This is a genomic window from Streptomyces sp. NPDC001606 (assembly GCF_053596835.1).
In genome coordinates this window covers 200,716-221,986 of record NZ_JBSFHC010000005.1, presented here as the reverse complement: position 1 = coordinate 221,986, position 21,271 = coordinate 200,716, and the positions used below count along the sequence as shown (strand labels likewise).

Genomic DNA, 21,271 nt, shown 5'->3' with positions numbered 1-21,271 from the left:
GCTTCACCGCTGTGACGACGGCCACCCGACGGGGTGGCCGTTTTGGCATGTCAGGGCACCTTTTCGAGCAGATTTCAGGGCCCGTTCGATCGATCATCGCTCATTTGTTACGTAAAGATTTCATCTGAGACGAGGTTCTGGCACTCAGTGCCTTGTCACCTGACACGCGGTGTCATACGTTGAAGGTGTCCGGGCGGCCGGCGAGCAGAGACCATGCGTTCGCCGGCTGTCCCCGCAAGCCGATGGCTCGCGCGCCCGGACGCCTGCGTCACAGGCAACCTCCCGCGCCACAAAGCGCTGCCGAAGTACCACCGAGCCGAACCGACGGCACCCCTTCAAAAACCCTCAGCAGCACTCCCAAGCAGCACCGACGAACCCCCAGCGCCCCTCCCTCAGGGCGCTCACCGCCGGAGGCAACACCGTGACCGTGAAGGACATCCTGGACGCGATCCAGTCGAAGGACGCCACGTCCGCAGACTTCGCCGCCCTGCCGATCCCCGAGTCGTACCGCGCGATCACCGTGCACAAGGACGAGACGGAGATGTTCGCGGGCCTCGCGACCCGCGACAAGGACCCGCGCAAGTCGATCCACCTCGACGAGGTCCCCGTGCCCGAACTCGGCCCGGGCGAGGCGCTGGTGGCCGTCATGGCCTCCTCCGTCAACTACAACTCGGTGTGGACCTCGATCTTCGAGCCGCTGTCCACCTTCGGGTTCCTGGAGCGCTACGGCCGCACCAACGAGCTGGCCAAGCGCCACGACCTGCCGTACCACATCATCGGCTCCGACCTCGCGGGCGTCGTCCTGCGCACCGGGCCGGGCGTGAACGCCTGGAAGCCCGGGGACGAGGTCGTCGCGCACTGCCTGTCCGTCGAGCTGGAGTCCTCCGACGGCCACAACGACACCATGCTCGACCCCGAGCAGCGCATCTGGGGCTTCGAGACCAACTTCGGCGGCCTCGCCGAGATCGCGCTCGTCAAGTCCAACCAGCTGATGCCGAAGCCGCAGCACCTGAGCTGGGAGGAGGCTGCCGCCCCGGGCCTGGTCAACTCCACCGCCTACCGCCAGCTGGTCTCCCGCAACGGCGCCGGCATGAAGCAGGGCGACAACGTGCTGATCTGGGGCGCGAGCGGCGGCCTCGGCTCCTACGCCACCCAGTTCGCGCTCGCGGGCGGCGCCAACCCGATCTGTGTCGTCTCCAGCCCGCAGAAGGCGGAGATCTGCCGCTCGATGGGCGCCGAGGCGATCATCGACCGCAACGCCGAGGGCTACAAGTTCTGGAAGGACGAGAACACCCAGGACCCGAAGGAGTGGAAGCGCTTCGGCAAGCGCATCCGCGAGCTGACCGGCGGCGAGGACATCGACATCGTCTTCGAGCACCCCGGCCGGGAGACCTTCGGCGCCTCCGTGTTCGTCACCCGCAAGGGCGGCACCATCACCACCTGCGCCTCGACCTCGGGCTACATGCACGAGTACGACAACCGGTACCTGTGGATGTCGCTGAAGCGGATCATCGGCTCGCACTTCGCGAACTACCGCGAGGCCTGGGAGGCCAACCGGCTCATCGCGAAGGGCAAGATCCACCCGACGCTGTCGAAGACCTACTCCCTGGAGGAGACCGGGCAGGCCGCCTACGACGTGCACCGCAACCTGCACCAGGGCAAGGTCGGCGTGCTGTGCCTGGCCCCCGAGGAAGGCCTCGGCGTGCGCGACCCGGAGATGCGCGCGAAGCACATCGACGCCATCAACCGCTTCCGGAACGTCTGAGAGCCGCAGATGACAGAGCGTCAGCCTTCGGACAGCCGGAGGGAAAAGGACCGTCCGTGGCTCATGCGGACGTACGCCGGTCACTCCACGGCCGAAGCGTCCAACGAGCTGTACCGGCGCAATCTCGCCAAGGGCCAGACCGGTCTGTCGGTCGCCTTCGACCTGCCGACGCAGACCGGCTACGACCCCGACCACATCCTCGCCCGCGGCGAGGTCGGCCGGGTCGGCGTGCCCGTCTCGCACCTCGGTGACATGCGCCGGCTGTTCCAGGACATCCCCCTGGAGCAGATGAACACCTCGATGACGATCAACGCCACCGCCATGTGGCTGCTGGCGCTCTACCAGGTCGTCGCGGAGGAGCAGGGCGCGGACATCACCAGGCTCCAGGGCACGACCCAGAACGACATCGTCAAGGAGTACCTGTCCCGCGGGACGCACGTCTTCCCGCCGGGACCGAGCCTCCGCCTGACGACGGACATGATCGCGTACACGGTCTCCCACATCCCCAAGTGGAACCCGATCAACATCTGTAGCTACCACTTGCAGGAGGCCGGGGCCACACCGGTGCAGGAGATCGCGTACGCGATGTCCACCGCGATCGCCGTGCTGGACGCCGTCCGCGACTCCGGCCAGGTGCCGCAGGAGCGCATGGGCGACGTGGTGGCCCGGATCTCCTTCTTCGTGAACGCGGGCGTCCGCTTCATCGAGGAGATGTGCAAGATGCGCGCCTTCGGCCGCATCTGGGACAAGGTCACCCGCGAGCGGTACGGCATCGAGGACGCCAAGCAGCGCCGCTTCCGCTACGGCGTCCAGGTCAACTCGCTCGGACTGACCGAGGCGCAGCCGGAGAACAACGTCCAGCGGATCGTGCTGGAGATGCTCGCGGTCACGCTGTCGAAGGACGCACGCGCGCGTGCCGTGCAGCTGCCGGCCTGGAACGAGGCCCTGGGGCTCCCCCGCCCCTGGGACCAGCAGTGGTCGCTGCGCATCCAGCAGGTGCTTGCCTACGAGAGCGACCTGCTGGAGTACGAGGACATCTTCGAGGGCTCGAAGGTGATCGAGGCGAAGGTGGACCAGCTGGTCGCGGACGCCCTCGCGGAGATCGACCGGATCCAGGAGATGGGCGGCGCGATGGCCGCCGTGGAGTCCGGCTACCTGAAGTCGCAGCTGGTCTCCTCGCACGCCGAGCGCCGGGCGCGGATCGAGTCCGGCCAGGAGAAGATCGTCGGCGTCAACATCTTCGAGGGCACCGAGCCCAACCCGCTGACGGCCGACCTGGACACCGCGATCCAGACGGTCGACCCGGCGGTCGAGGCCCGCGTCGTCGAGTCGCTCCGGCAGTGGCGGGACACCCGCTACCAGCCGCCCTTCAACCACCCGCGTCCCTGCAAGGCGCTGGAGCGGCTGAAGGAGGCCGCCAAGGGCACGGAGAACCTGATGGAGGCCACCCTGGAGTGCGCCCGCGCCGGGGTCACGACCGGCGAGTGGGCCGCGGCGCTGCGCGAGGTGTTCGGCGAGTACCGGGCGCCCACCGGGGTCTCCTCCGCGCCGGTCGCCGTCGCCGCCGAGCCGGGCTCCGCGCTCGCCGAGGTGCGCGCGAAGGCCGCCGCCACCGCCCGCGACCTGGGCGTCGGCAAGCTCCGTTTCCTGGTCGGCAAGCCCGGCCTGGACGGACACTCCAACGGCGCCGAGCAGATCGCCGTACGCGCCCGGGACGCCGGCCTGGAGGTGGTCTACCAGGGCATCCGGCTGACGCCCGAACAGATCGTGGACGCGGCCCTCGCCGAGGACGTGCACGCGGTGGGCCTGTCGATCCTGTCCGGTTCGCACGCCCAGCTCGTCCCGGACGTGCTCCAGCGCCTCCGTGTGGCCGGTGCCACAGATATACCGGTGATCGCAGGTGGCATCATCCCGAACGGGGACGCGGAGCAGCTCAGGGAAGCCGGAGTGGCCGCCGTCTTCACCCCGAAGGACTTCGACATCACCGGGATCATCGGCCGCATCGTCGACGAGATCCGGAAAGCGAACAAGCTCGACCCTCTGGAGGTCCCCGCATGACGACCGTCAACCGCCTTCGCCCGCGGCGCTCCTGCCTGGCGGTGCCGGGCAGCAACCCGCGCTTCCTGGAGAAGGCGCAGGGCCTCCCGGCGGACCAGGTCTTCCTGGACCTGGAGGACGCTTGCGCGCCGCTGGCCAAGCCCGAGGCGCGGCACACCATCGTCAAGTTCCTCAACGAGGGCGACTGGACCGGCAAGACGCGCGTCGTGCGCGTCAACGACTGGACGACCGAGTGGACGTACCGCGATGTCGTCACGGTCGTCGAGGGCGCCGGCCAGAACCTCGACTGCATCATGCTGCCCAAGGTGCAGTCCGCCGAGCAGGTGGTCGCGCTGGACCTGCTGCTGACGCAGATCGAGAAGACCATGGGCTTCGAGGTCGGCAAGATCGGCATCGAGGCGCAGATCGAGAACGCCCAGGGCCTGAACAACGTCAACGCGATCGCCGAGGCCTCCCCCCGGCTGGAGACGATCATCTTCGGCCCGGCCGACTTCATGGCCTCCATCAACATGAAGTCGCTGGTCGTGGGCGAGCAGCCGCCCGGCTACCCGGCGGACGCCTACCACTACATCCTGATGAAGATCCTGATGGCCGCCCGCGCCAACAACCTCCAGGCGATCGACGGCCCCTACCTCCAGATCCGCAACGTGGACGGCTACCGCGCGGTCGCCCAGCGCGCCGCCGCCCTCGGCTTCGACGGCAAGTGGGTGCTGCACCCGGGCCAGGTCGAGGCCTCCAACGAGATCTTCTCGCCCTCCCAGGAGGACTACGACCACGCCGAGCTGATCCTGGACGCGTACGACTACTACACGTCCGAGGCGGGCGGCAAGAAGGGCTCCGCGATGCTCGGCGACGAGATGATCGACGAGGCCAGCCGGAAGATGGCGCTGGTCATCGCGGGCAAGGGACGCGCCGCCGGCATGCAGCGCACCAGCACGTTCGAGATCCCGGAGGCCTGAGCGCGATGCAGTTCGGACGCACCTACGAGGAGTTCGAGGTCGGGGCGACGTACAAGCACTGGCCGGGCAAGACGGTCACGGAGTACGACGACCACCTGTTCTGTCTCCTCACCATGAACCACCACCCGCTCCACATGGACACCAACTATGCGGAGAAGACTACGGACTTCGGCAAGAACGTCGTCGTCGGGAACTACATCTACTCCCTGCTGCTCGGCATGAGCGTGCCGGACATCTCCGGCAAGGCGATCGCCAACCTGGAGATCGAGTCGCTCAAGCACGTGGCGCCGACCTTCCACGGCGACACGATCTACGGCGAGACGACGGTGCTGGACAAGTGGCCGTCGAAGTCGAAGAACGACCGCGGCATCGTCTATGTCGAGACCAAGGGCTACAAGCAGGACGGCACCCTGGTGTGCGTCTTCCGCCGCAAGGTCATGGTGCCCACCGAGACGTACATCAAGGAGCGCGGCGGCGAGCAGCCCGGCCGCCCCGAGCTGAAGCAGCAGGAGAAGTAAGCCATGGCCCGTCTCGCCCAGACCGCCGGTCTGACCGACGTCCAGCAAGAGATCCTCTCCACCGTCCGGGACTTTGTCGACAAGGAGATCATTCCTGTCGCGACCGAGCTGGAGCACCGCGACGAGTATCCGCAAGCGATCGTGGACGGCCTGAAGGAACTCGGCCTGTTCGGTCTGATGATCCCGGAGGAGTACGGCGGCCTGGGCGAGTCGCTGCTCACCTACGCGCTGTGCGTGGAGGAGATCGCCCGTGGCTGGATGTCGGTGTCCGGCATCATCAACACCCACTTCATCGTGGCGTACATGCTCAAGCAGCACGGCACCCAGGAGCAGAAGGACCACTTCCTGCCCCGCATGGCGGCCGGTGACATCCGCGGCGCCTTCTCCATGTCGGAGCCGGGCCTGGGCTCGGATGTGTCGGCCATCACGTCCAAGGCGGTCAAGGACGGCGACGAGTACGTCCTGACCGGCCAGAAGATGTGGCTGACGAACGGCGGCACGTCCTCGCTGGTGGCCGTGCTGGTGCGCAGTGACGAAGGCCACGCCGAGGGCACGGCGCCGCACAAGTCGATGACCACCTTCCTGGTCGAGAAGGAGCCGGGCTTCGGCGAGGTCCGTCCGGGCCTCACCATCCCCGGCAAGATCGAGAAGATGGGCTACAAGGGCGTCGACACCACCGAGCTGATCATGGACGGCCTGCGGGTACCGGCCGATCGGGTGCTCGGCGGCGTCACCGGCCGAGGTTTTTACCAAATGATGGACGGCGTGGAGGTCGGCCGGGTCAATGTGGCGGCGCGTGGCTGCGGTGTCGCCCAGCGTGCCTTCGAGCTGGGTGTGCAGTACGCCCAGCAGCGGCACACCTTCGGCAAGCCGATCGCCCAGCACCAGGCCATCCAGTTCAAGCTGGCGGAGATGGCCACCAAGGTCGAGGCCGCCCATGCGATGATGGTCAACGCGGCCCGCAAGAAGGACTCCGGGCAGCGCAACGACCTGGAGGCCGGCATGGCCAAGTACCTCGCCTCCGAGTACTGCAAGGAGGTCGTGGAGGACGCCTTCCGCATCCACGGCGGCTACGGCTTCTCCAAGGAGTACGAGATCGAGCGCCTCTACCGGGAGGCTCCGATGCTGCTCATCGGTGAAGGTACCGCCGAGATCCAGAAAATGATCATCGGTCGCAGACTGCTCGAAGAGTATCGGTTCCAGGGCTGATTGTCCGGATACGGGGTGTTTTCTTCGAGAAGAAGATCACACCCCGTAGACGTTCTTCGGCCGCCGACTCGACAGCCTGGCTTGCCCAGTTGTAGGCCCCGACCGGTACGATCCCCGGAAAGCCGCCGTCCCCCGTCAGAGCGCGGCATCATCCGCTACGAAGGTCATCCATGCCCCACAGCCAAACCTCTGCACCTCGCGACAGCCGAGCCGGCGTACGCCTCGCGCGCGGAGCATCGCCGTGGCTTCTCCCGACCGTCGCCACCGCAGCCCTCAGCCTGGCCCGCGCTCGCCGCTCGGGCGTCGCGAAGGCCGTCGCCGTGCCCGCCACCGCGCTGGCGGCGGGCATGCTGTGGTTCTTCCGCGACCCGGAGCGTGAGATCGCCACGGGCCGGGTCATCTCGCCCGCCGACGGTGTGGTGCAGAGCATCATGCCCTGGAAGGACGGGCGTACCCGCGTCGCGATCTTCATGAGCCCGCTCAACGTCCACGTCAACCGCGCGCCCCTCGCGGGCACGGTGACGTCCGTCGAGCACATCCCCGGCGGCTTTGTTCCGGCTTTCAACAAGGAGAGCGAGAACAACGAGCGCGTAGTCTGGCACTTCGACACCGAACTCGGCGACATCGAGATGATCCAGATCGCCGGCGCGGTGGCCCGCCGTATCGTGCCCTACCTCCCGCAGGGCACGAAGGTCGAGCAGGGCGACCGCATCGGTCTGATCCGCTTCGGCTCGCGTGTCGATCTCTACCTGCCCGAGGGCGTGGAGGTCGCGGTCGAGGTCGGACAGAAGACCGTGGCTGGGGTGACTCGCATTGACCGTGATTGATCCGGAGACCCAGGCGGGCTGGGTGCCCGAGGCGGACGACGTGGACGACGAGGAGGAGATGCCGCTCTCGCTCCGCCTCTCGATAGCGGACACCCTCACCCTCGGCAACGCCACGTGCGGGTTCATGGCGGTGTACTTCACCACCACCGGCATCCTGATCCCGCATCTCACCGGCGACCAGGAGACCGGCATGGCGCGGCACAGCGCCGCCACCGCCGTGATCCTGATGCTCTGCGCGGCCGTCTTCGACCTGTTCGACGGACTGGTGGCCCGGAAGCTGCGCTCGTCCCCCATGGGCGCAGAACTGGACAACCTCTCCGACCTGATCAGCTTCGGCCTGGCGCCCGCGTACTTCGTCCTCGTCTACGGCATGGTCGCGGAAGGCGCCCACCAGAGGGTGGCGGCGCTGGGCGCGATCGTGGTGCTGCTGGCGGTGGTGCTCAGACTCGCGCGCTTCTCCTGCGTGACGATGAAGGACGGCATGTTCCAGGGCATGCCCTCGCCGTTCGGCGCGCTGACGGTCGTCTCGATCGTGCTGCTGGATCTGCCCTTCGTGGCGACGCTGCTGGCGATCTTCGGCACCGCGTGGCTGATGGTGAGCCGGGTCGAGTACCCGAAGCCGCGGGGCCGCCTGGCCGGCGCCATGCTGTCCTGGATCGTGCTCTCCATGGGGCTGCTGTGCGCCTGGGCCTTCGACGCCCCCAGCGGGCAGCTGCTGCTCCAGACGGGCTGCGCGCTCCAGCTGGTCGCGGCCGCGGTGATCCCGCTGTTCGCCACGGCGCGCCGGGTGAACAACTTCCGCGGCAACCGGCGGGAGGCACGGGCGGCCCAGCTGCCCTGACCCGCATCGCACCGCAAAACGGGTGTGGCCCGAGCCGATCGGCTCGGGCCACACCCGTTTGCGCGTCCGTACGGCCGTCAGCCGAGGAAGTCCCGGCCGATGCGCTCGGCGACCCGCTCCAGGATCGGACCGGCGTCCGCGATGCACTTCGCCACGTCCGGCTCGACCTCCGTCAGCGGGTACGCCCGGCGGATCCCGGCCCGGCCCAGCGCCTCCGGCGGCAGCGCCAGCCGCCCGCACACCGCGACGACCTCCTTGCCCGCCGCCCGCGCCGCCGCGGCGACGCCCGCCGGCGCCTTCCCGTGCAGCGTCTGCTCGTCCAGCGAGCCCTCACCGGTGATCACCAGCGAGGCCCGCTCCAGGGCGGGCGCGAAGCCGAGGACGTCCAGCATGACCTCGATGCCGGGGCGGAAGCGGGCACCGAGCAGCAGCGCGCCGTAGCCGATGCCGCCCGCCGCGCCGGCGCCCGGGGACGCCGCGTACCCGGCCGCCCGCGGTCCGGCCTCGGCCTCCAGCACCTTCGCGAAGTGGGCGAGGGCCGCGTCCAGGGTCGCCACGTCCTCCGGCGTGGCGCCCTTCTGCGGGCCGTACACGGCGGGCGCGCCCTTCGGGCCCGTCAGCGGGTTGTCGACGTCGCTGGCGAGCACCAGCTCCACCGCGCCGAGGCGCGGGTCGAGACCGGACAGGTCCGCGCGGGCCAGCGCGGCCAGCCCGCCGCCGCCCGGCGGCACCGGCTCGCCGTCCTCGCCCAGGAACCGGGCGCCCAGCGCGGACAGCATGCCCGCGCCGCCGTCGGTCGTGGCGCTGCCGCCGACGCCGAACACGATCGTCCGCGCGCCCGCGTCCAGCGCGGCGCGCAGCAGCTCGCCGGAGCCGTACGTCGAGGACGTCAGCGGGGCGAAGACCCCGGCCGGGAGGCGCTGGAGGCCGCTGGCCTCCGCCATCTCCACCACCGCGGTGGCGCCGCGCAGCGCGAACGCCGCCGTCACCTCGTCGCCGAGCGGCCCGGCGACCCGTACCTCGCGACGCTCGAAACCGGCCGCGACGGCCGCGTCCACGGTCCCGTCACCGCCGTCGGCCACGGGCAGCGCCTCGACCGAGACGTTCGGCGCGGCCCGGCGCAGCCCGGCCGTCACCCGCTCGGCGACCTGTACGGCCGTCAGCGAGCCCTTGAACTTGTCCGCGGCGATGAGCACCCGACGGGTGTCGTCCATTGCAGCGTCCGCCACCTTGCTTTCCCCTTGCTCTCCGGGCCCCGCGCACGTCAGGGCCAGTCGCGCCGCTGCGACCTTAACCTCAGGGGGCCCTCGCCGTCATGCCCCGACCGAGGGCTGGAAGGCTGCCGGGGCTGGGACGATGATGTCCATGACCAACCTGCTCGTACTCGGCGGCAGCGGCCGCACCGGACGCCTGGTGCTCGCCCGGGCCGCCGCCCGGGGGCACCGCGTCCGCGCGCTGGTCCGCGATCCGGACGCCGTCCAGGCCCCGCCCGGCGTCGAGCTGATCCGGGGCACGCCCGCGGACCTCGGCGATCTGCGCAGGGCCGCCCGGGGCAGCGAGGCGGTGATCAGCGCGCTCAACAACGCCCGCGCCTCCGACAACCCCTGGGCCCGGCCCGTCAGCCCGCCCATGTTCATGACCGACGCGGCCCGCGACACCCTCACCGTGATGGGCGAGGAGGGCATCCGCCGGATCGTCCTCGTCTCCACCCGGGGCGCCGGGGACGACTGGGCCCGGATGAACCCGGTGGCCAGGGCCTTCGTCAGGGCGTCCCGCATCAGGGCGAGCTTCGCCGACCACCACGGCGTCGACCGGGTCGTGCGTGCCTCCGGCACCGACTGGACCCTCGCCCGGGCCGTCACCCTCAGGGACCGGCCGGCCGGCGCCCCGGTACGCATGGCGGAGGCCGGCCACGGCAAGCCAGGGATGTGGCTCAGCCGCGCCGGCCTCGCGGGCTTTCTGCTGGACGCGGTGGAACAGGGGACCTGGGTGCGCCAGGCCCCCCTCGTCTGGGACGCCCGGGACTGACCCGGGCCGCCGTCACAGCGTCCCGGTCGTGCCCTCCCCGGCGGCGCTGCCCGCGAGCCACTCGGTCCAGCCCAGGTTGAAGTCGGCGTAGCCGTTGTCGGGCGCGGCCTTTGCGCGGGACGAGCCGGTGATGGTGACCGGGTCGCCCTGCTTGACCTGGTTGTAGAACCACTTGGCGTCCGACATGGACAGGTGCACACAGCCGTGCGAGCCGCGGGCGCTGCCGCTGCCCGGGTTGGGGTCGCCGGTGGAGTAGTGCACATAGGTGCCGGACTGGGTCAGGTGGACGTCCCAGGGCAGCGTCAGGTCGTAGTAGTTGGGGGCGCCCTTCTGGCAGCTGATGCCGACGCTGCAGGAGGTCATGTGGACCTTCTCCTGCTTGTCGATGACGGCCATGGTGCCGTTCCACGTCGGGTACTGCGGGCTGCCCGCGTTGATCGACAGGGTGCGCACCGGCTTGCCGTTGCGGCTCACCTTCATGGTGTGGCCGGTCACCGAGACGTCCGCGCGGACGTCGTCGCCGATGGTGAAGGTGTGCGTGTAGTTGTGCACGCCGTAGCGTCCGTTGCCGTTGGTGACGCCGGTCAGATCGGCGTCGATCTTCACCTTCGTGCCGGAGGGCCAGTAGTCCTTCGGCCGCCAGTCGGCGCGCTTGTCGCCGAACCAGTGCCAGGCGCCCGTCACCGGCTGGGAGGCGCTCACCTTGAGGTGCTTCTCGACCGCGGCCCGGGCCTTCGCCGCCACCGGGTCGGTGAAGACCACCGAGATCGGCATGGCCACGCCGACCGTGGCGTTGGACTGCGGGGTGATCGTCTCCAGGAGCATCGGCGGGCCCGCGGGCTTCGTCGGCGACGGAGAAGCGGTCGCACTGGGCTTGCCCGGCGCCTTCGCGTCGTCCGTGCTCGTCTTGTCGCTGCCGCCCCCGCCGCCGCAGGCGGTCGCGCTCACCAGCATTGCACCCGTGACCAGTGCGATCCCTATGCCGCCCTTGCGCCGTCCCACGACCTGCCCCGCTCTCTCGCTCCTCGGCCCAGACGGGCCCGACTCCCTGTCAGACAGTGCGACCCCGGGGCCTAGTTGCGCACGTTGTGTAAAGCGTGTCCCAAAAACCCGGCGGCGCCACGGACACGCCCGCCGACGCGACCCCCGCGATCAAGACATGCACATGGCTATATAGTTCCGGCCCGGGTCGATCTTCGACCCGGGCCCCGACGTCGGTCGACACAGCGACGCGCGGCCCCACTTCCATGCCATTGCCCGGGCCCCGCATGCCCGGCCGCACCATATCGGGGGAATCGTGTCGTCCATCCGCCATGCCCTGGCCACCACCCTGCTCGCCTGCGCCGCGCTCACGCTGACCGCCTGCGGGCCCGACGACGGGGCCGACGCCACCGGCACCGCCGCTCCCTCCGCCACCGCGAGCCAGGGCGCCAAGGGCGACGCCGCCGGCAAGGGCGGTGCCAAGGACAAGGGTGGCGCCAAGGGCGGCTGCCACACCCTCGCCCCGGGCCACAAGTACGTCCTGGTCGAGAGCGTCTCCGGCGCCATGAACACCATCACCGCCAAGGACGCCACCCAGAACTGCAACCCCGACGAGGGTGCCTTCTACCAGGCGAACGGCACCGAGCACGAGTACACCGTCGCCTCGGGCGACACCCCCATCTACCCGCTGCACATGAAGAAGGGCCCGAAGAAGATGACCGCGCAGAACGGCGGCATCTCGCATGTGCGGATCTGCGCCGACGGCACCGCGCAGGACACCGGCCCGAAGGTCGACACCAGCGACTGCTACGGCGAGAACTACTACGACATCGCCGTCAACAGCGCCGGCAAGATCACCGAGATGACCGAGCTGTACGGCTCCTGACCTGCCGGGGCGGCTCCGGGAAAACGGGTACACCCCACCCATGAGCAGCAAGCCCTCCGCCACCGCGGACCCCGTCGATCCCGCCGATCCCGCCGATCTCGCCGACCGCGTGCACGGCGGCTGGCTCGGCCGGATCGCGGGGAACATGCTCGGCAAACCGGTCGAGCAGGGCGAGGTGTGGAGCCGGGAGCGCATCGACCGCTATCTGCGCCGGGCCGCCGCCCTGCCGCTCACCGACTACCTCCCGGAACCCGCCGACGCGGCCGACGCCGCCGACCTGCGCCCGGAGTGGCGGGACTGCGTGCGCGGGCGGGTGCACGGCAGTGTGCGCGACGACGACGTGGACTACGCGATCCTCGGGCTGCACCTGCTGGAGACCCACGGCTTCGGCTTCAGCACCGAGCAGGTCGGCGATCTGTGGCTGCTCAGGCTGCCGTACCGGCAGACCTTCACCGCGGAGCGCGCCGCCTACCGCAATCTCGCCAACGGGCTGCGACCGCCGCTGACGGCGACGTACGACAACCCCTACCAGGAGTGGATCGGCGCCCTGATCCGCGCCGACGTCTTCGGCTGGACCTGCCCCGGCGATCCGGCCCGCGCTGCCGGGCTGGCCCGCCGGGACGCCGTGCTGTCGCACTCCGGCAACGGTGTCTACGGCGCCATGTGGGCGGCCGCGCTGGTCTCGGCCGCCTTCACCGCGCCGGCCGTCCGGGACGCCCTGGAGACCGCGCTCGGTGTGATCCCGGCGAGCAGCCGGCTCGCCCGCACCGTGCGCCGGGTGATCACCCTGCACGAGGCCGGGCTGGCCTGGGAGGAGACCGTGGCCACCCTGTCCGCGGAGACCGCCGGGCTCGGCTGGATCCACACCGTGCCGAACGCCGCCGTCCTCACCGCCGGACTGCTGTACGGCGCCGGCGACTTCACCCGGACCCTGGCCCTGACCGTGCGCGGCGGCCTGGACACCGACTCCAACGGGGCGACGGCCGGCTCGGTGGCCGGAGTGCTCACCGGCGCGGCCGCGATCCCCGGCCACTGGACGGAGCCGCTTCAGGACACGGTCCGCAGCGCGGTGTTCGGCTTCGACGGGACGCGGATCAGTGCGCTGGCCGAACGCACCCTGCGCCTGGCGACGAGCGGGCCGTAGCCCGGCCCCGGCTGGTTAACCTTCCTGAATGACCTCGACGCCTGACTTCGCCTCGTACATCGCGTCCCTGCCCCGCGTCCTCGTGGGTGCCGCCGCGCTCTTCCGCGACGCCGAGGGCCGCGTGCTGCTCGTCGAACCCAACTACCGTGACGGCTGGGCCCTTCCGGGCGGCACCGTCGAGTCCGACGACGGGGAGTCCCCGCGCCAGGGCGCGCGCCGCGAGACGCTGGAGGAGATCGGCCTGGACCGGGAGCCGGGCCGGCTGCTGGCGGTGGACTGGGTGGTCGGCCCGGGGCGGCCGCCGCTGGTGGCGTACCTGTACGACGGCGGGGTGCTCACCGAGACCGACCTCAAGGCGATCCGCTTGCAGGAGGAGGAGCTGCTGTCCTGGCGGCTGGTCCCGCGCGCGGAACTCGCCGACCACCTCCCCGGGGCGCTCGGGCGGCGCGTGCTGACCGCGCTCGACGTCCTCGCGGACGGCTCCGGCACCGCCGAGCTGGAGAACGGCCACCGGGTGGACCGGGCGGCCTGAGCCGGCACCGGATATCCGTTCGCAGCCGCGGTACGGCCCGGCCTACGCTCGGTGACATGACCAAGCCCCTCGTCGCCGTGCTGAGCGGCGCCGGTATCTCCACCGACTCCGGTATCCCGGACTACCGCGGCCCGAACGGACTGTGGCGGCGGGATCCGGAGGCCGAGAAGCTCGTCACCTACGAGTACTACATGAGGGATCCGGAGATCCGGCGGCGGTCCTGGCAGATGCGGCGCGCCACCAGCAGCCTGCGGGCCGAACCGAACGCCGCGCACCGGGCGGTGGCCGAGCTGGAGCGGTCCGGCGTCCCGGTGCGGGTGATCACGCAGAACGTGGACGGGCTGCACCAGCTGGCCGGGATGCCCGCCCGCAAGGTGCTGGAGCTGCACGGCAGCGCGCACCGCGTGGTGTGCACCCGGTGCCATGCCCGGGGGCCGATGGAGGAGGCGCTGGCCCGGGTGGCGGCCGGCGAGGCGGATCCGCCGTGCCTGGTCTGCGGGGGCGTGCTGAAGTCGGCGACCGTGATGTTCGGGGAGCGGCTGGACCCGGAGGTGCTCGGCCAGGCCGTGGCGGTCAGCAAGGCGTGCAGCGTGTTCTTCGCCGTGGGCAGCAGCCTCCAGGTCCAGCCGGCCGCCGGGCTGGTCGGTGTCGCCGCCGACCACGGCGCCCGGCTGGTGATCGTCAACGCCGAGCCGACGCCGTACGACGAACTGGCCGACGAGGTCGTGCGGGAGCCGATCGGCACGGCGCTGCCCAGGCTGCTGCGCGAGCTGGCCGAGCGGGCTCAGAACAGCGCCTGAGCGGTCCCCGCCTCGAAGTCCAGCAGCCGCTTCTTGCGGTCCAGGCCGCCGCCGTATCCGGTGAGGCTGCCGCCCGCGCCGACGACCCGGTGGCAGGGGACGATGATGCCGATGGGGTTCCTGCCGTTGGCGAGCCCCACCGCGCGGGAGGCGCCCGGGTTGCCGAGGGCGTCGGCCAGTTCGCCGTACGAGCGGGTCTCGCCGTAGGGGATGCGGCGCAGCTGTTCCCAGACGCTGCGCTGGAACGGCGTGCCGTGCAGCCTGAGTTCGAGGGTGAACTCCTTGGTCTCGCCGGCGAAGTAGGCCGCGAGCTGCTCTCGGGCCTCGGCGAAGGGTGTGTCGTCGGGGTCGCCGAAGGTCTCCTCGGGCGGACGGTGGCGCTGGCCCTCCATGTACAGGCCGCAGAGGACGCCGTCGTCGGCCACCAGGGTGAGCGGGCCGTACGGGCTGTCGATGACCGTGTGCTGTTTCACTGCATGTCCTTGTGTTCTCGGTCGCTGCCGTGTGCCGGGAGGAAGTTGATCGGGTGGCTGTCGGTCGCCCACAGATACTGCACGGCGTACGCCCGCCAGGGCCGCCAGGCGGTGGCGCGGGCGGTGAGCGCGGCCGGGGTGGACGGCAGCCCCAACCCGCTTGCCGCGCGCCGGATTCCGAGGTCGGTGGGGAGGAAGGCGTCGGGGTCGCCGAGGGCGCGCAGAGCGATGACCTCGACGGTCCAGGGGCCGAAGCCGGGCAGAGCGAGGAGCTGGGAGCGGGCCTCCGCCCAGTCGGACTCCACCCCCAACTGAAGGGATCCGTCGGCCAGTTGGCGGACGAGGCGGGTGAAGGTGGCGCGCCGGGTGCGGGGCATCGCCAGGGTCTCGGGGTCTACGGCGGCGAGCGCGTCCGGGGCCGGGAAGAGGTGGGTCAGGCCGCCCTGGGGGTCGTCCAGCGGTTTGCCGTGCGCGGTGACCAGCCGGGCGGCGTGGGTGCGGGCGGCGGCCGTGGACACCTGCTGGCCGAGGACCGCGCGCACGGCGAACTCCGCCTCGTCCACCGTGCGCGGCACCCGGCGGCCGGGGCCGGCGGCGACCAGCGGGGCGAGCAGCGGGTCGGCGCCCAGCCGGCCGTCGACGGCGACCGGGTCGGCGTCCAGGTCGAGCAGCCGCCGGCAGCGGCTGATCGCCACGGTGAGGTCGCGCAGGTCGCTGAGGGTGAGGCGGCAGGCGATGTGGTCGGGGCGGGGGGCGAGCGCGACGATGCCGTGGCCGTACGGCAGGCGCAGCGTCCGCCGGTACGCGCCGTCGCGCCACTCCTCCACGCCGGGTACGGCGGTGGCGGCGAGATGGCCGAAGAGGTTGGACGGGTTGAGCGGGGCGCGGAACGGCAGCCGCAGAGTGAGGGTGCCCGGGGTGGCGGGGGTGGCGCGGTCGCCGGGGACGCGGGCGCGCAGGGCGCTCGGGGAGAGGGCGAAGACCTCGCGGACGGTGTCGTTGAAGGCGCGGATCGAGGAGAAGCCGGCCGCGAAGGCGATCTCCGCCATGGGCAGCGCGGTGGTCTCGATCAGCAGGCGTGCGGTCTGGGCGCGCTGGGCGCGGGCGAGGGCGAGCGGGCCGGCGCCCAGTTCGGCGAGGAGCTGGCGCTCCACCTGCCGGGTGCTGTAGCCGAGCCGGGCAGCGAGCCCGGGCACCCCTTCGCGGTCCACCACTCCGTCGGCGATCAGCCGCATGGCGCGGGCCACCAGGTCGGCGCGCTGGTTCCACTCCGGGGAGCCGGGGCTGGTGTCCGGGCGGCAGCGCTTGCAGGCCCGGAACCCGGCCTGCTGGCAGGCGGCCGCGCTCGGCAGGAAGGTCATGTTCTCTGGCTTGGGCGGGACGGCGGGACAGCTGGGCCGGCAGTAGATCCGGGTGGTCAGCACGGCCGTGAAGAACCACCCGTCGAACCGCGCGTCCTTGGACTGCACGGCACGCACGCAGTGCTCCCGGTCGAGGTGCGTCGCGTTCTGCATGTGTCCAGGATCGTGCAGCGGCCCCCGACGTCGCTGGCGGAAATCCGACACGTGCGTGCGCGCTGGTGAGCCGGTGGCGTCCCTTTGCGGACGGCCGCCCCATGCTGTCCTGGTTCACGCGCTCCCCTCCACCAGCCGGTGCCGGGGATGCCGGAGGGCGGTCAGTGGTGGTGGCGGAAGTGGGTGATCCATTCGGCGGTCGTGCGCAGGCCGCCGAAGGTGTAGAAGTGCACCTTCACCTCGCCGTGCCGGGCCGGGTCGTACCGCTCGGCCAGGGTGTGCAGGAAGCGGTCCGGGCCGGTGGTGCCCATGAGGTTGGTCAGCGAGAAGCCGTACTTACGGGCCACGGAGGCGCTGGTGGCGACGCCGAAGCGGGTGGCGTAGCCGAGCAGCCGGCGTACTCCGGCGGGTCCGGGCACGCCGATGCGGACCGGCAGCCGTACGCCCCGGGCGCGGGCCGCCTCCAGCCAGCCGAGGACGGGGTCGGCGTCGAAGCCGAACTGGGTGATGACATCGCCGGTGAACCGCTCGGCGCCGATGGCCGCGGCCTTGTCGGTGAGGGCGGACCAGAGCGTGCCGTCGGCTATCGCGGGGTGGCCCTCCGGGTAGCCGCTGATACCGACGTGCCGTACGCCGTGCCGGGCCAGCAGGCCGGTGCGGATGAGGGAGAGGGCGTCCGGGTAGGGGCCCTCGGGGCGGGCGGGGTCACCGCCGACGACGAAGACGTTCTCGGCGGTGCCGTCCGCCGCCAGCGCCGAGAGGAACTCCTCCAGGGCGGGGCGGGAGGGCAGGCGGCGCGCGGAGATGTGCGGGACGGGGACGAAGCCGAGCCGCTTGACCGCGCGGGCGGCGGCGAGCCGGGTGCCGAGGTCCTCGTTGGCAAGGAAGGTGATGTTGATCCGGGTGCCCCGCGGGATGCTGCCCTGCGCCTCCTCCAGCGCGGGCACGTCCTTGCCGGTCATCTCCAGCGAGAAGTCCTCCAGCAGGGAGGCGGCCGGCGCGGCCGGCGAGGAGGACGCGGTGCGTGCGGGGTTCATCGTGCTCCTTGTGGGGGCTGGGTACGGCCGGTGGCGGCTAGGGCCTGTCTTTCGGATCCTGCCGGCGTCGCGGGCCCTGGGTGCGGCCGCGTTCGGAACCTCGGCCGATGATGCCACGCACGGCGCGGACGCCGGACGCCGCCCGGTGCCCCACAGGACACGGCACACGGCTCGGCCGGCCACGGGGACGTGCTGCCGGGCCGGCCGGTGCGGGGAGACGGTGTTCAGGGGCGGGGGCGGGTGAGCTGGGCGGTGAGGAGGTGGGCGTCCAGCAGGCCGGGGTCGGCGGTGCGGGCGGCGCGGGCGTAGCCGGCGAGCATCCGCTTGGTCAGGGTGACCGCCTCGGCGGAGCGGCGGACCAGCGGGCGGACCCAGGCGCCGATCACCCGGTCCAGGTCCTCGCGGGGCGCCGTCCGGTGCAGCAGGCCGAGCCGGTGTGCGGTGGCCGCGTCGAAGGTGTCGCAGGTCAGCATCAGTTCGCGGATGCGGGACGCGCCGGCCTCGGCGACCAGCCGGCCCATGGCACCGCCCCAGGCCGGGGGCAGGCCGATGCCGATCTCGGGCATGCGGAAGCGGCAGTCGTCCGCGCCCGCGCGCAGGTCGCAGTAGGAGGCGAGAGCGAGGCCGGCGCCGATGACCTTGCCGTGCAGCCGGGCGATGGTGACGGCGTGGGTGTTCTCCAGGGCCTCGCACACCCGGTGTGCCTTGTCGGCGATGCGGCGCAGGGCGGCGCCGGTGGGGTCGGCGTCCAGGGCCGCCTGGTACTCGGCGCGGTCGGCGCCGAGGCAGAAGTCGTCGCCGTCGGCGGTCAGCAGCAGCACCCGGACGTCGGGCCGCTCGTGCAGACCGTCGAGCAGGGCGAGGAGTCCGTCCAGGACGGCGAGGGTGAGCGTGTCGCCGCCGAGCCGGACGGTCAGCACGGGGCCGTCCTGGTCGGTGTCGAACGCGGTCCCGGACAGCGGGGCGTAGAGGCTGGTCATGTCGGTCATACGAGGGTGACGTCCAGGTTGAGCAGTCGGCGGAAGGCCACGCGCGGGGCCCAGGTCGGCCGGCGTACGAGAGTGAGCCGCGGGAAGCGCGTGACCAGCTGGTGCAGCAGGGTCTGGGCCTCCATGCGCGCGAGGGGCGCGCCGAGGCAGTAGTGGGCGCCTCCGCTGAAGGCGAGGTGGCCCGGTTTGCGGTGCAGGTTGAACAGTTCCGGGTCCGGGTGCCGGGCGGGGTCGCGATGGGCCGCGCCGACCAGCAGGTGGACCATCTCGTCCTTGCGGATGTCGACGCCGCCGAGGACGCAGTCGCGTGCGGAGACGCGGCTGATCACATGGGTGGGCGGGTCGTAGCGCAACGATTCTTCTACGGCGGCCGGGACCAGATCGGGCTGGAGGACGAGCCGCTGCCACTGCCGGGAGTGGTCCAGGAGCAGCAACGTCATGGTGGACAGCAGGGTGGCCGTGGTCTCCAGGGCGGCCAGCAGCACGAACAGGGCCAGGAAGTAGACGGCTTCGTCGGCCTTGTCGCGGTCGCTCTCCAGGGTGTCCCACACGGCGATCCAGCGGGACACCGGGTCGTCGCCGGGCCGTGCGCGGCGTTCCCGCACCAGGTCGGTGAAGTAGGTGCGCAGTTCCGCGGTGGCCGCGTCGGAGAGGGCCAACTGGCTGGCCGAGGGCAGGAGTTCCTGGGTGAACACCTGGTCGTGGGTCAGCTCGCGCAGCCGCGCGTGGTCGGCGGTCGGCAGGCCGAGCCAGTGCCCGATGACGGCGACCGGCAGCTCCTCGCTGACCAGCGCGTTGAAGTCGGCCTCGCCGTCGTGCAGCCGTTCCGCGAGGGTGTCGAGGCAGCGGCTGGTGAACCGGACGACGGGGCCGCGGAGTTGGTCGAGGGAGCTGCGGTCGAACATGCCCGCCGCGCGGCGCGCCCAAGTGTGTTCGGGCGGGTTGAGCGCGGGCAGGGTCCGGCTCATCTCCCGCGAGGAGGGCGCCGTCCACCGGGTGCCGGAGCCCTGCTGCTCGCGCCAGCGGCGATCCGGCTCCAGCCAGTCACGGCTGCGCAGCACCCGGTCGCACACGTCGAAGCCGGTGAGGAGGTACCCGCCCCAGGGCGCCGCCGCGACCTCGCCCCTCGACCTGAGTTCGGCGTAGACAGGGAACGGGTTGGCCTGTCCCTGTGCCGTGCGCAGACGGGAGAAGAGCGAGACGGTACGGCGTCTGTCGGCAGGTGGTCTTATCGCAGCGGTCTCCACAACGGCCCTTTCTTGATCCAATTGATCGGCCGCCGCCATGCATACCCCTTGCTTGACGGGTACATACAAAGTGACGATTCAACGATGAGTTGCCTTCGTCACTCTCCTCGGGTCCAGGCCAGGAACCGGCTGAACAGGCCCGGCTTGGGCTTCGGCGCGGTGGGCCGGTCGGTCGCGGACGAGGCGGCCGGAGCGGCGGGGGCGGCCGGCTGCTGTTCCCGGGCCGGCGCGGCGGCCGGTCCGACCGTGCGCGGGGTGAACCGCACGGGCAGCGCCACCAGGGAGCGGCTCCACGGGGCCGGGACCCAGCTCAGGTCCTTGAACGGCGCGCGGACCTCGATGTCCGGCAGCCGGTTGAGGAGGGACTCCACGGCGGTGACGGCGATCACGAAGGCGGGGTCCTTGGCGGGGCAGGCGTGCGGCCCGGCCCCGAAGGCCAGATGGGCCTTGGCGCTGAGCTGTTCGCGGTGCTCGGCCAGCCGGGGGTCGGTGTTGGCGGCCGCGAAGGAGATGACCACCGGGTCGTTCGCCCTGATCACGCGCTGCCCCAGCTCCACGTCGTGGGTGGGGTAGTGGGCGGCGTAGTTGGCGATCGGCGCGTAGTTCCACAGGACCTGGTTGACCGCATCCTCGACCGGGAGGTCCGTCTGCCACTCCTCGCCGAGGATCAGCGCGCTGGTGGTGCCGATGACCGCGGACAGCGGGGTGGTGCCGCCGGACAGCAGGGTCACCAGCTGGTGCAGCACCTCCTCGTCGGACAGGCCCGCCTGGTGCTGCATCAGACGGGTCGTCAGGTCCTCGGCCGGGCGGCGCCGCTTGAGGGCGATCAGCTCGGACAGCGCCTCGGCGAGCACCTGGTCGGCGCCGGGCGTGCCGGAGAAGATGCCGCTGATGCCGGTGATGACCCGGTCACCGATCTCGGGCGGGCAGCCGAAGAGTTCGCTGAAGACCAGCAGCGGCAGCGGCTGCGCGTACTCGGCCATCAGCTCGGCCTGGCCGAGCCGTTCGGAGCTGAACCGGCTGATCAGGTAGTCGGCGGACTGCTGGGTCTGCCGTACCAGCTGGAGCTCGTTGACGGTGGCGAGGCTGTCGGTGACGGCCTGGCGCAGCCGGGCGTGCGCGGCGCCGTCGCTGAACAGGGCGTTGGGCCGGTAGCCCATCATGGGCAGCGCGGGGCTGTCCTCGGGGACGCGGCCCTCGTTCAGGGCGTTCCAGCGCCGTGAGTCCCGGACGAACGACGCGGGGTTCTGCAGGATGTACAGGGCCGCGTCGTAGCTGGTGACGAGTTCGACCTCCACCCCGGGAGCGATGTCGACGGGCGCGCTCGGGCCGAGGGTGCGCAGGTAGGCGTAGTGCGCGTCGGGGTCGGAGCCGAACTGCGGGCCGTAGAGCTGGGGGTTGCCGCCGTGGGCGGGGCAGCCGGGGGGCGGCCCTTGTATGCCGGGGCGCTGCTGCATAGGGGG

The 21,271-nt window shown here is 71.4% G+C and carries 20 protein-coding genes; 12 read left to right on the top strand and 8 right to left on the bottom strand.

The genetic code is table 11. The features are described from left to right. Nucleotides 1–427: 427 nt before the first annotated feature. The 7 genes from ccrA to pssA all read left to right on the top strand — a co-directional run bounded on the left by ccrA (nucleotide 428) and on the right by pssA (nucleotide 8,177). Nucleotides 428–1,765 (top strand): crotonyl-CoA carboxylase/reductase, encoded by a 1,338-nt coding sequence (gene ccrA / locus ACWCV9_RS12615; protein WP_385843025.1) that lies wholly within the window; start codon nucleotides 428–430, stop codon nucleotides 1,763–1,765. 9 nt (nucleotides 1,766–1,774) lie between these two features. Further along, on the top strand, nucleotides 1,775–3,823 hold the full coding sequence (locus tag ACWCV9_RS12610) for a protein meaA (RefSeq protein ID WP_450786031.1): 2,049 nt from the start codon (nucleotides 1,775–1,777) through the stop codon (nucleotides 3,821–3,823). Next, a complete protein-coding gene (locus tag ACWCV9_RS12605; protein ID WP_385842939.1) occupies nucleotides 3,820–4,782 on the top strand; it encodes an HpcH/HpaI aldolase/citrate lyase family protein in 963 nt (320 codons plus the stop codon). The genes ACWCV9_RS12610 and ACWCV9_RS12605 overlap by 4 nt, the downstream gene beginning before the upstream one ends. 5 nt (nucleotides 4,783–4,787) lie before the next feature. Next, nucleotides 4,788–5,300: a MaoC family dehydratase gene (locus ACWCV9_RS12600; RefSeq protein WP_019757884.1), complete on the top strand. Its 513-nt coding sequence runs from the start codon at nucleotides 4,788–4,790 to the stop codon at nucleotides 5,298–5,300. Nucleotides 5,301–5,303: 3 nt separating this feature from the next. Beyond that, nucleotides 5,304–6,509 (top strand): acyl-CoA dehydrogenase family protein, encoded by a 1,206-nt coding sequence (locus ACWCV9_RS12595; RefSeq protein WP_450786028.1) that lies wholly within the window; start codon nucleotides 5,304–5,306, stop codon nucleotides 6,507–6,509. A gap of 170 nt (nucleotides 6,510–6,679) precedes the next feature. After that, nucleotides 6,680–7,336: a phosphatidylserine decarboxylase gene (locus tag ACWCV9_RS12590; protein WP_385842942.1), complete on the top strand. Its 657-nt coding sequence runs from the start codon at nucleotides 6,680–6,682 to the stop codon at nucleotides 7,334–7,336. Between the two features lie 22 nt (nucleotides 7,337–7,358). Next, nucleotides 7,359–8,177 carry a CDP-diacylglycerol--serine O-phosphatidyltransferase gene (gene pssA / locus ACWCV9_RS12585; protein ID WP_385843026.1) on the top strand — a complete coding sequence of 273 codons (819 nt, stop codon included), beginning with the start codon at nucleotides 7,359–7,361 and terminating at the stop codon, nucleotides 8,175–8,177. Nucleotides 8,178–8,254: 77 nt separating this feature from the next. Here pssA and ACWCV9_RS12580 read toward each other — a convergent pair whose 3' ends face one another. Continuing rightward, nucleotides 8,255–9,391, bottom strand: coding sequence for a glycerate kinase (locus ACWCV9_RS12580; RefSeq protein WP_450786027.1), 1,137 nt, complete (start codon nucleotides 9,389–9,391; stop codon nucleotides 8,255–8,257). A gap of 151 nt (nucleotides 9,392–9,542) precedes the next feature. Between ACWCV9_RS12580 and ACWCV9_RS12575 the strand changes: the two genes are divergently transcribed. Continuing rightward, complete coding sequence (locus ACWCV9_RS12575; protein ID WP_450786025.1) at nucleotides 9,543–10,205, top strand: NAD(P)-dependent oxidoreductase; 663 nt, start codon at nucleotides 9,543–9,545, stop codon at nucleotides 10,203–10,205. A 12-nt stretch (nucleotides 10,206–10,217) separates the two neighbouring features. Here the strand turns inward: ACWCV9_RS12575 and ACWCV9_RS12570 are convergent, their stop codons facing one another. After that, nucleotides 10,218–11,207 (bottom strand): L,D-transpeptidase, encoded by a 990-nt coding sequence (locus ACWCV9_RS12570; RefSeq protein ID WP_450786023.1) that lies wholly within the window; start codon nucleotides 11,205–11,207, stop codon nucleotides 10,218–10,220. Nucleotides 11,208–11,502: 295 nt separating this feature from the next. Here ACWCV9_RS12570 and ACWCV9_RS12565 point away from each other — a divergent pair, with 295 nt between their 5' ends. Genes ACWCV9_RS12565 through ACWCV9_RS12550 form a run of 4 tightly spaced genes read left to right on the top strand, consistent with a single transcriptional unit; the run spans nucleotide 11,503 to nucleotide 14,548 of the window. Then, the gene (locus tag ACWCV9_RS12565; RefSeq protein ID WP_450786021.1) at nucleotides 11,503–12,072 is read left to right on the top strand and encodes a hypothetical protein; all 570 of its coding nucleotides are present in this window, start codon (nucleotides 11,503–11,505) and stop codon (nucleotides 12,070–12,072) included. A gap of 40 nt (nucleotides 12,073–12,112) precedes the next feature. Continuing rightward, nucleotides 12,113–13,216 carry an ADP-ribosylglycohydrolase family protein gene (locus ACWCV9_RS12560; RefSeq protein WP_450786019.1) on the top strand — a complete coding sequence of 368 codons (1,104 nt, stop codon included), beginning with the start codon at nucleotides 12,113–12,115 and terminating at the stop codon, nucleotides 13,214–13,216. 28 nt (nucleotides 13,217–13,244) lie between these two features. Beyond that, the gene (locus ACWCV9_RS12555; protein ID WP_450786017.1) at nucleotides 13,245–13,748 is read left to right on the top strand and encodes an NUDIX domain-containing protein; all 504 of its coding nucleotides are present in this window, start codon (nucleotides 13,245–13,247) and stop codon (nucleotides 13,746–13,748) included. Between the two features lie 56 nt (nucleotides 13,749–13,804). Continuing rightward, complete coding sequence (locus tag ACWCV9_RS12550) at nucleotides 13,805–14,548, top strand: SIR2 family NAD-dependent protein deacylase (RefSeq protein ID WP_450786015.1); 744 nt, start codon at nucleotides 13,805–13,807, stop codon at nucleotides 14,546–14,548. Here the strand turns inward: ACWCV9_RS12550 and ACWCV9_RS12545 are convergent. From ACWCV9_RS12545 to ACWCV9_RS12520, 6 genes are all read right to left on the bottom strand, one after another. Continuing rightward, nucleotides 14,533–15,021 (bottom strand): methylated-DNA--[protein]-cysteine S-methyltransferase, encoded by a 489-nt coding sequence (locus tag ACWCV9_RS12545; RefSeq protein WP_450786013.1) that lies wholly within the window; start codon nucleotides 15,019–15,021, stop codon nucleotides 14,533–14,535. The genes ACWCV9_RS12550 and ACWCV9_RS12545 overlap by 16 nt on opposite strands. Beyond that, entirely contained in the window at nucleotides 15,018–16,535 is a 1,518-nt protein-coding gene (locus ACWCV9_RS12540) for a DNA-3-methyladenine glycosylase 2 family protein (RefSeq protein WP_450786011.1), read from the bottom strand. Before ACWCV9_RS12540 ends, ACWCV9_RS12545 begins: the two co-directional genes overlap by 4 nt. A 161-nt stretch (nucleotides 16,536–16,696) precedes the next feature. Beyond that, nucleotides 16,697–17,572, bottom strand: coding sequence for a methylenetetrahydrofolate reductase (locus ACWCV9_RS12535; protein ID WP_450786009.1), 876 nt, complete (start codon nucleotides 17,570–17,572; stop codon nucleotides 16,697–16,699). A 224-nt stretch (nucleotides 17,573–17,796) separates the two neighbouring features. Then, a complete protein-coding gene (locus ACWCV9_RS12530; RefSeq protein WP_450786008.1) occupies nucleotides 17,797–18,552 on the bottom strand; it encodes an enoyl-CoA hydratase/isomerase family protein in 756 nt (251 codons plus the stop codon). 5 nt (nucleotides 18,553–18,557) lie between these two features. Continuing rightward, nucleotides 18,558–19,847 carry a cytochrome P450 gene (locus ACWCV9_RS12525; protein ID WP_450786006.1) on the bottom strand — a complete coding sequence of 430 codons (1,290 nt, stop codon included), beginning with the start codon at nucleotides 19,845–19,847 and terminating at the stop codon, nucleotides 18,558–18,560. A gap of 59 nt (nucleotides 19,848–19,906) precedes the next feature. Beyond that, complete coding sequence (locus tag ACWCV9_RS12520) at nucleotides 19,907–21,265, bottom strand: cytochrome P450 (RefSeq protein WP_450786004.1); 1,359 nt, start codon at nucleotides 21,263–21,265, stop codon at nucleotides 19,907–19,909. Nucleotides 21,266–21,271: the final 6 nt, after the last annotated feature.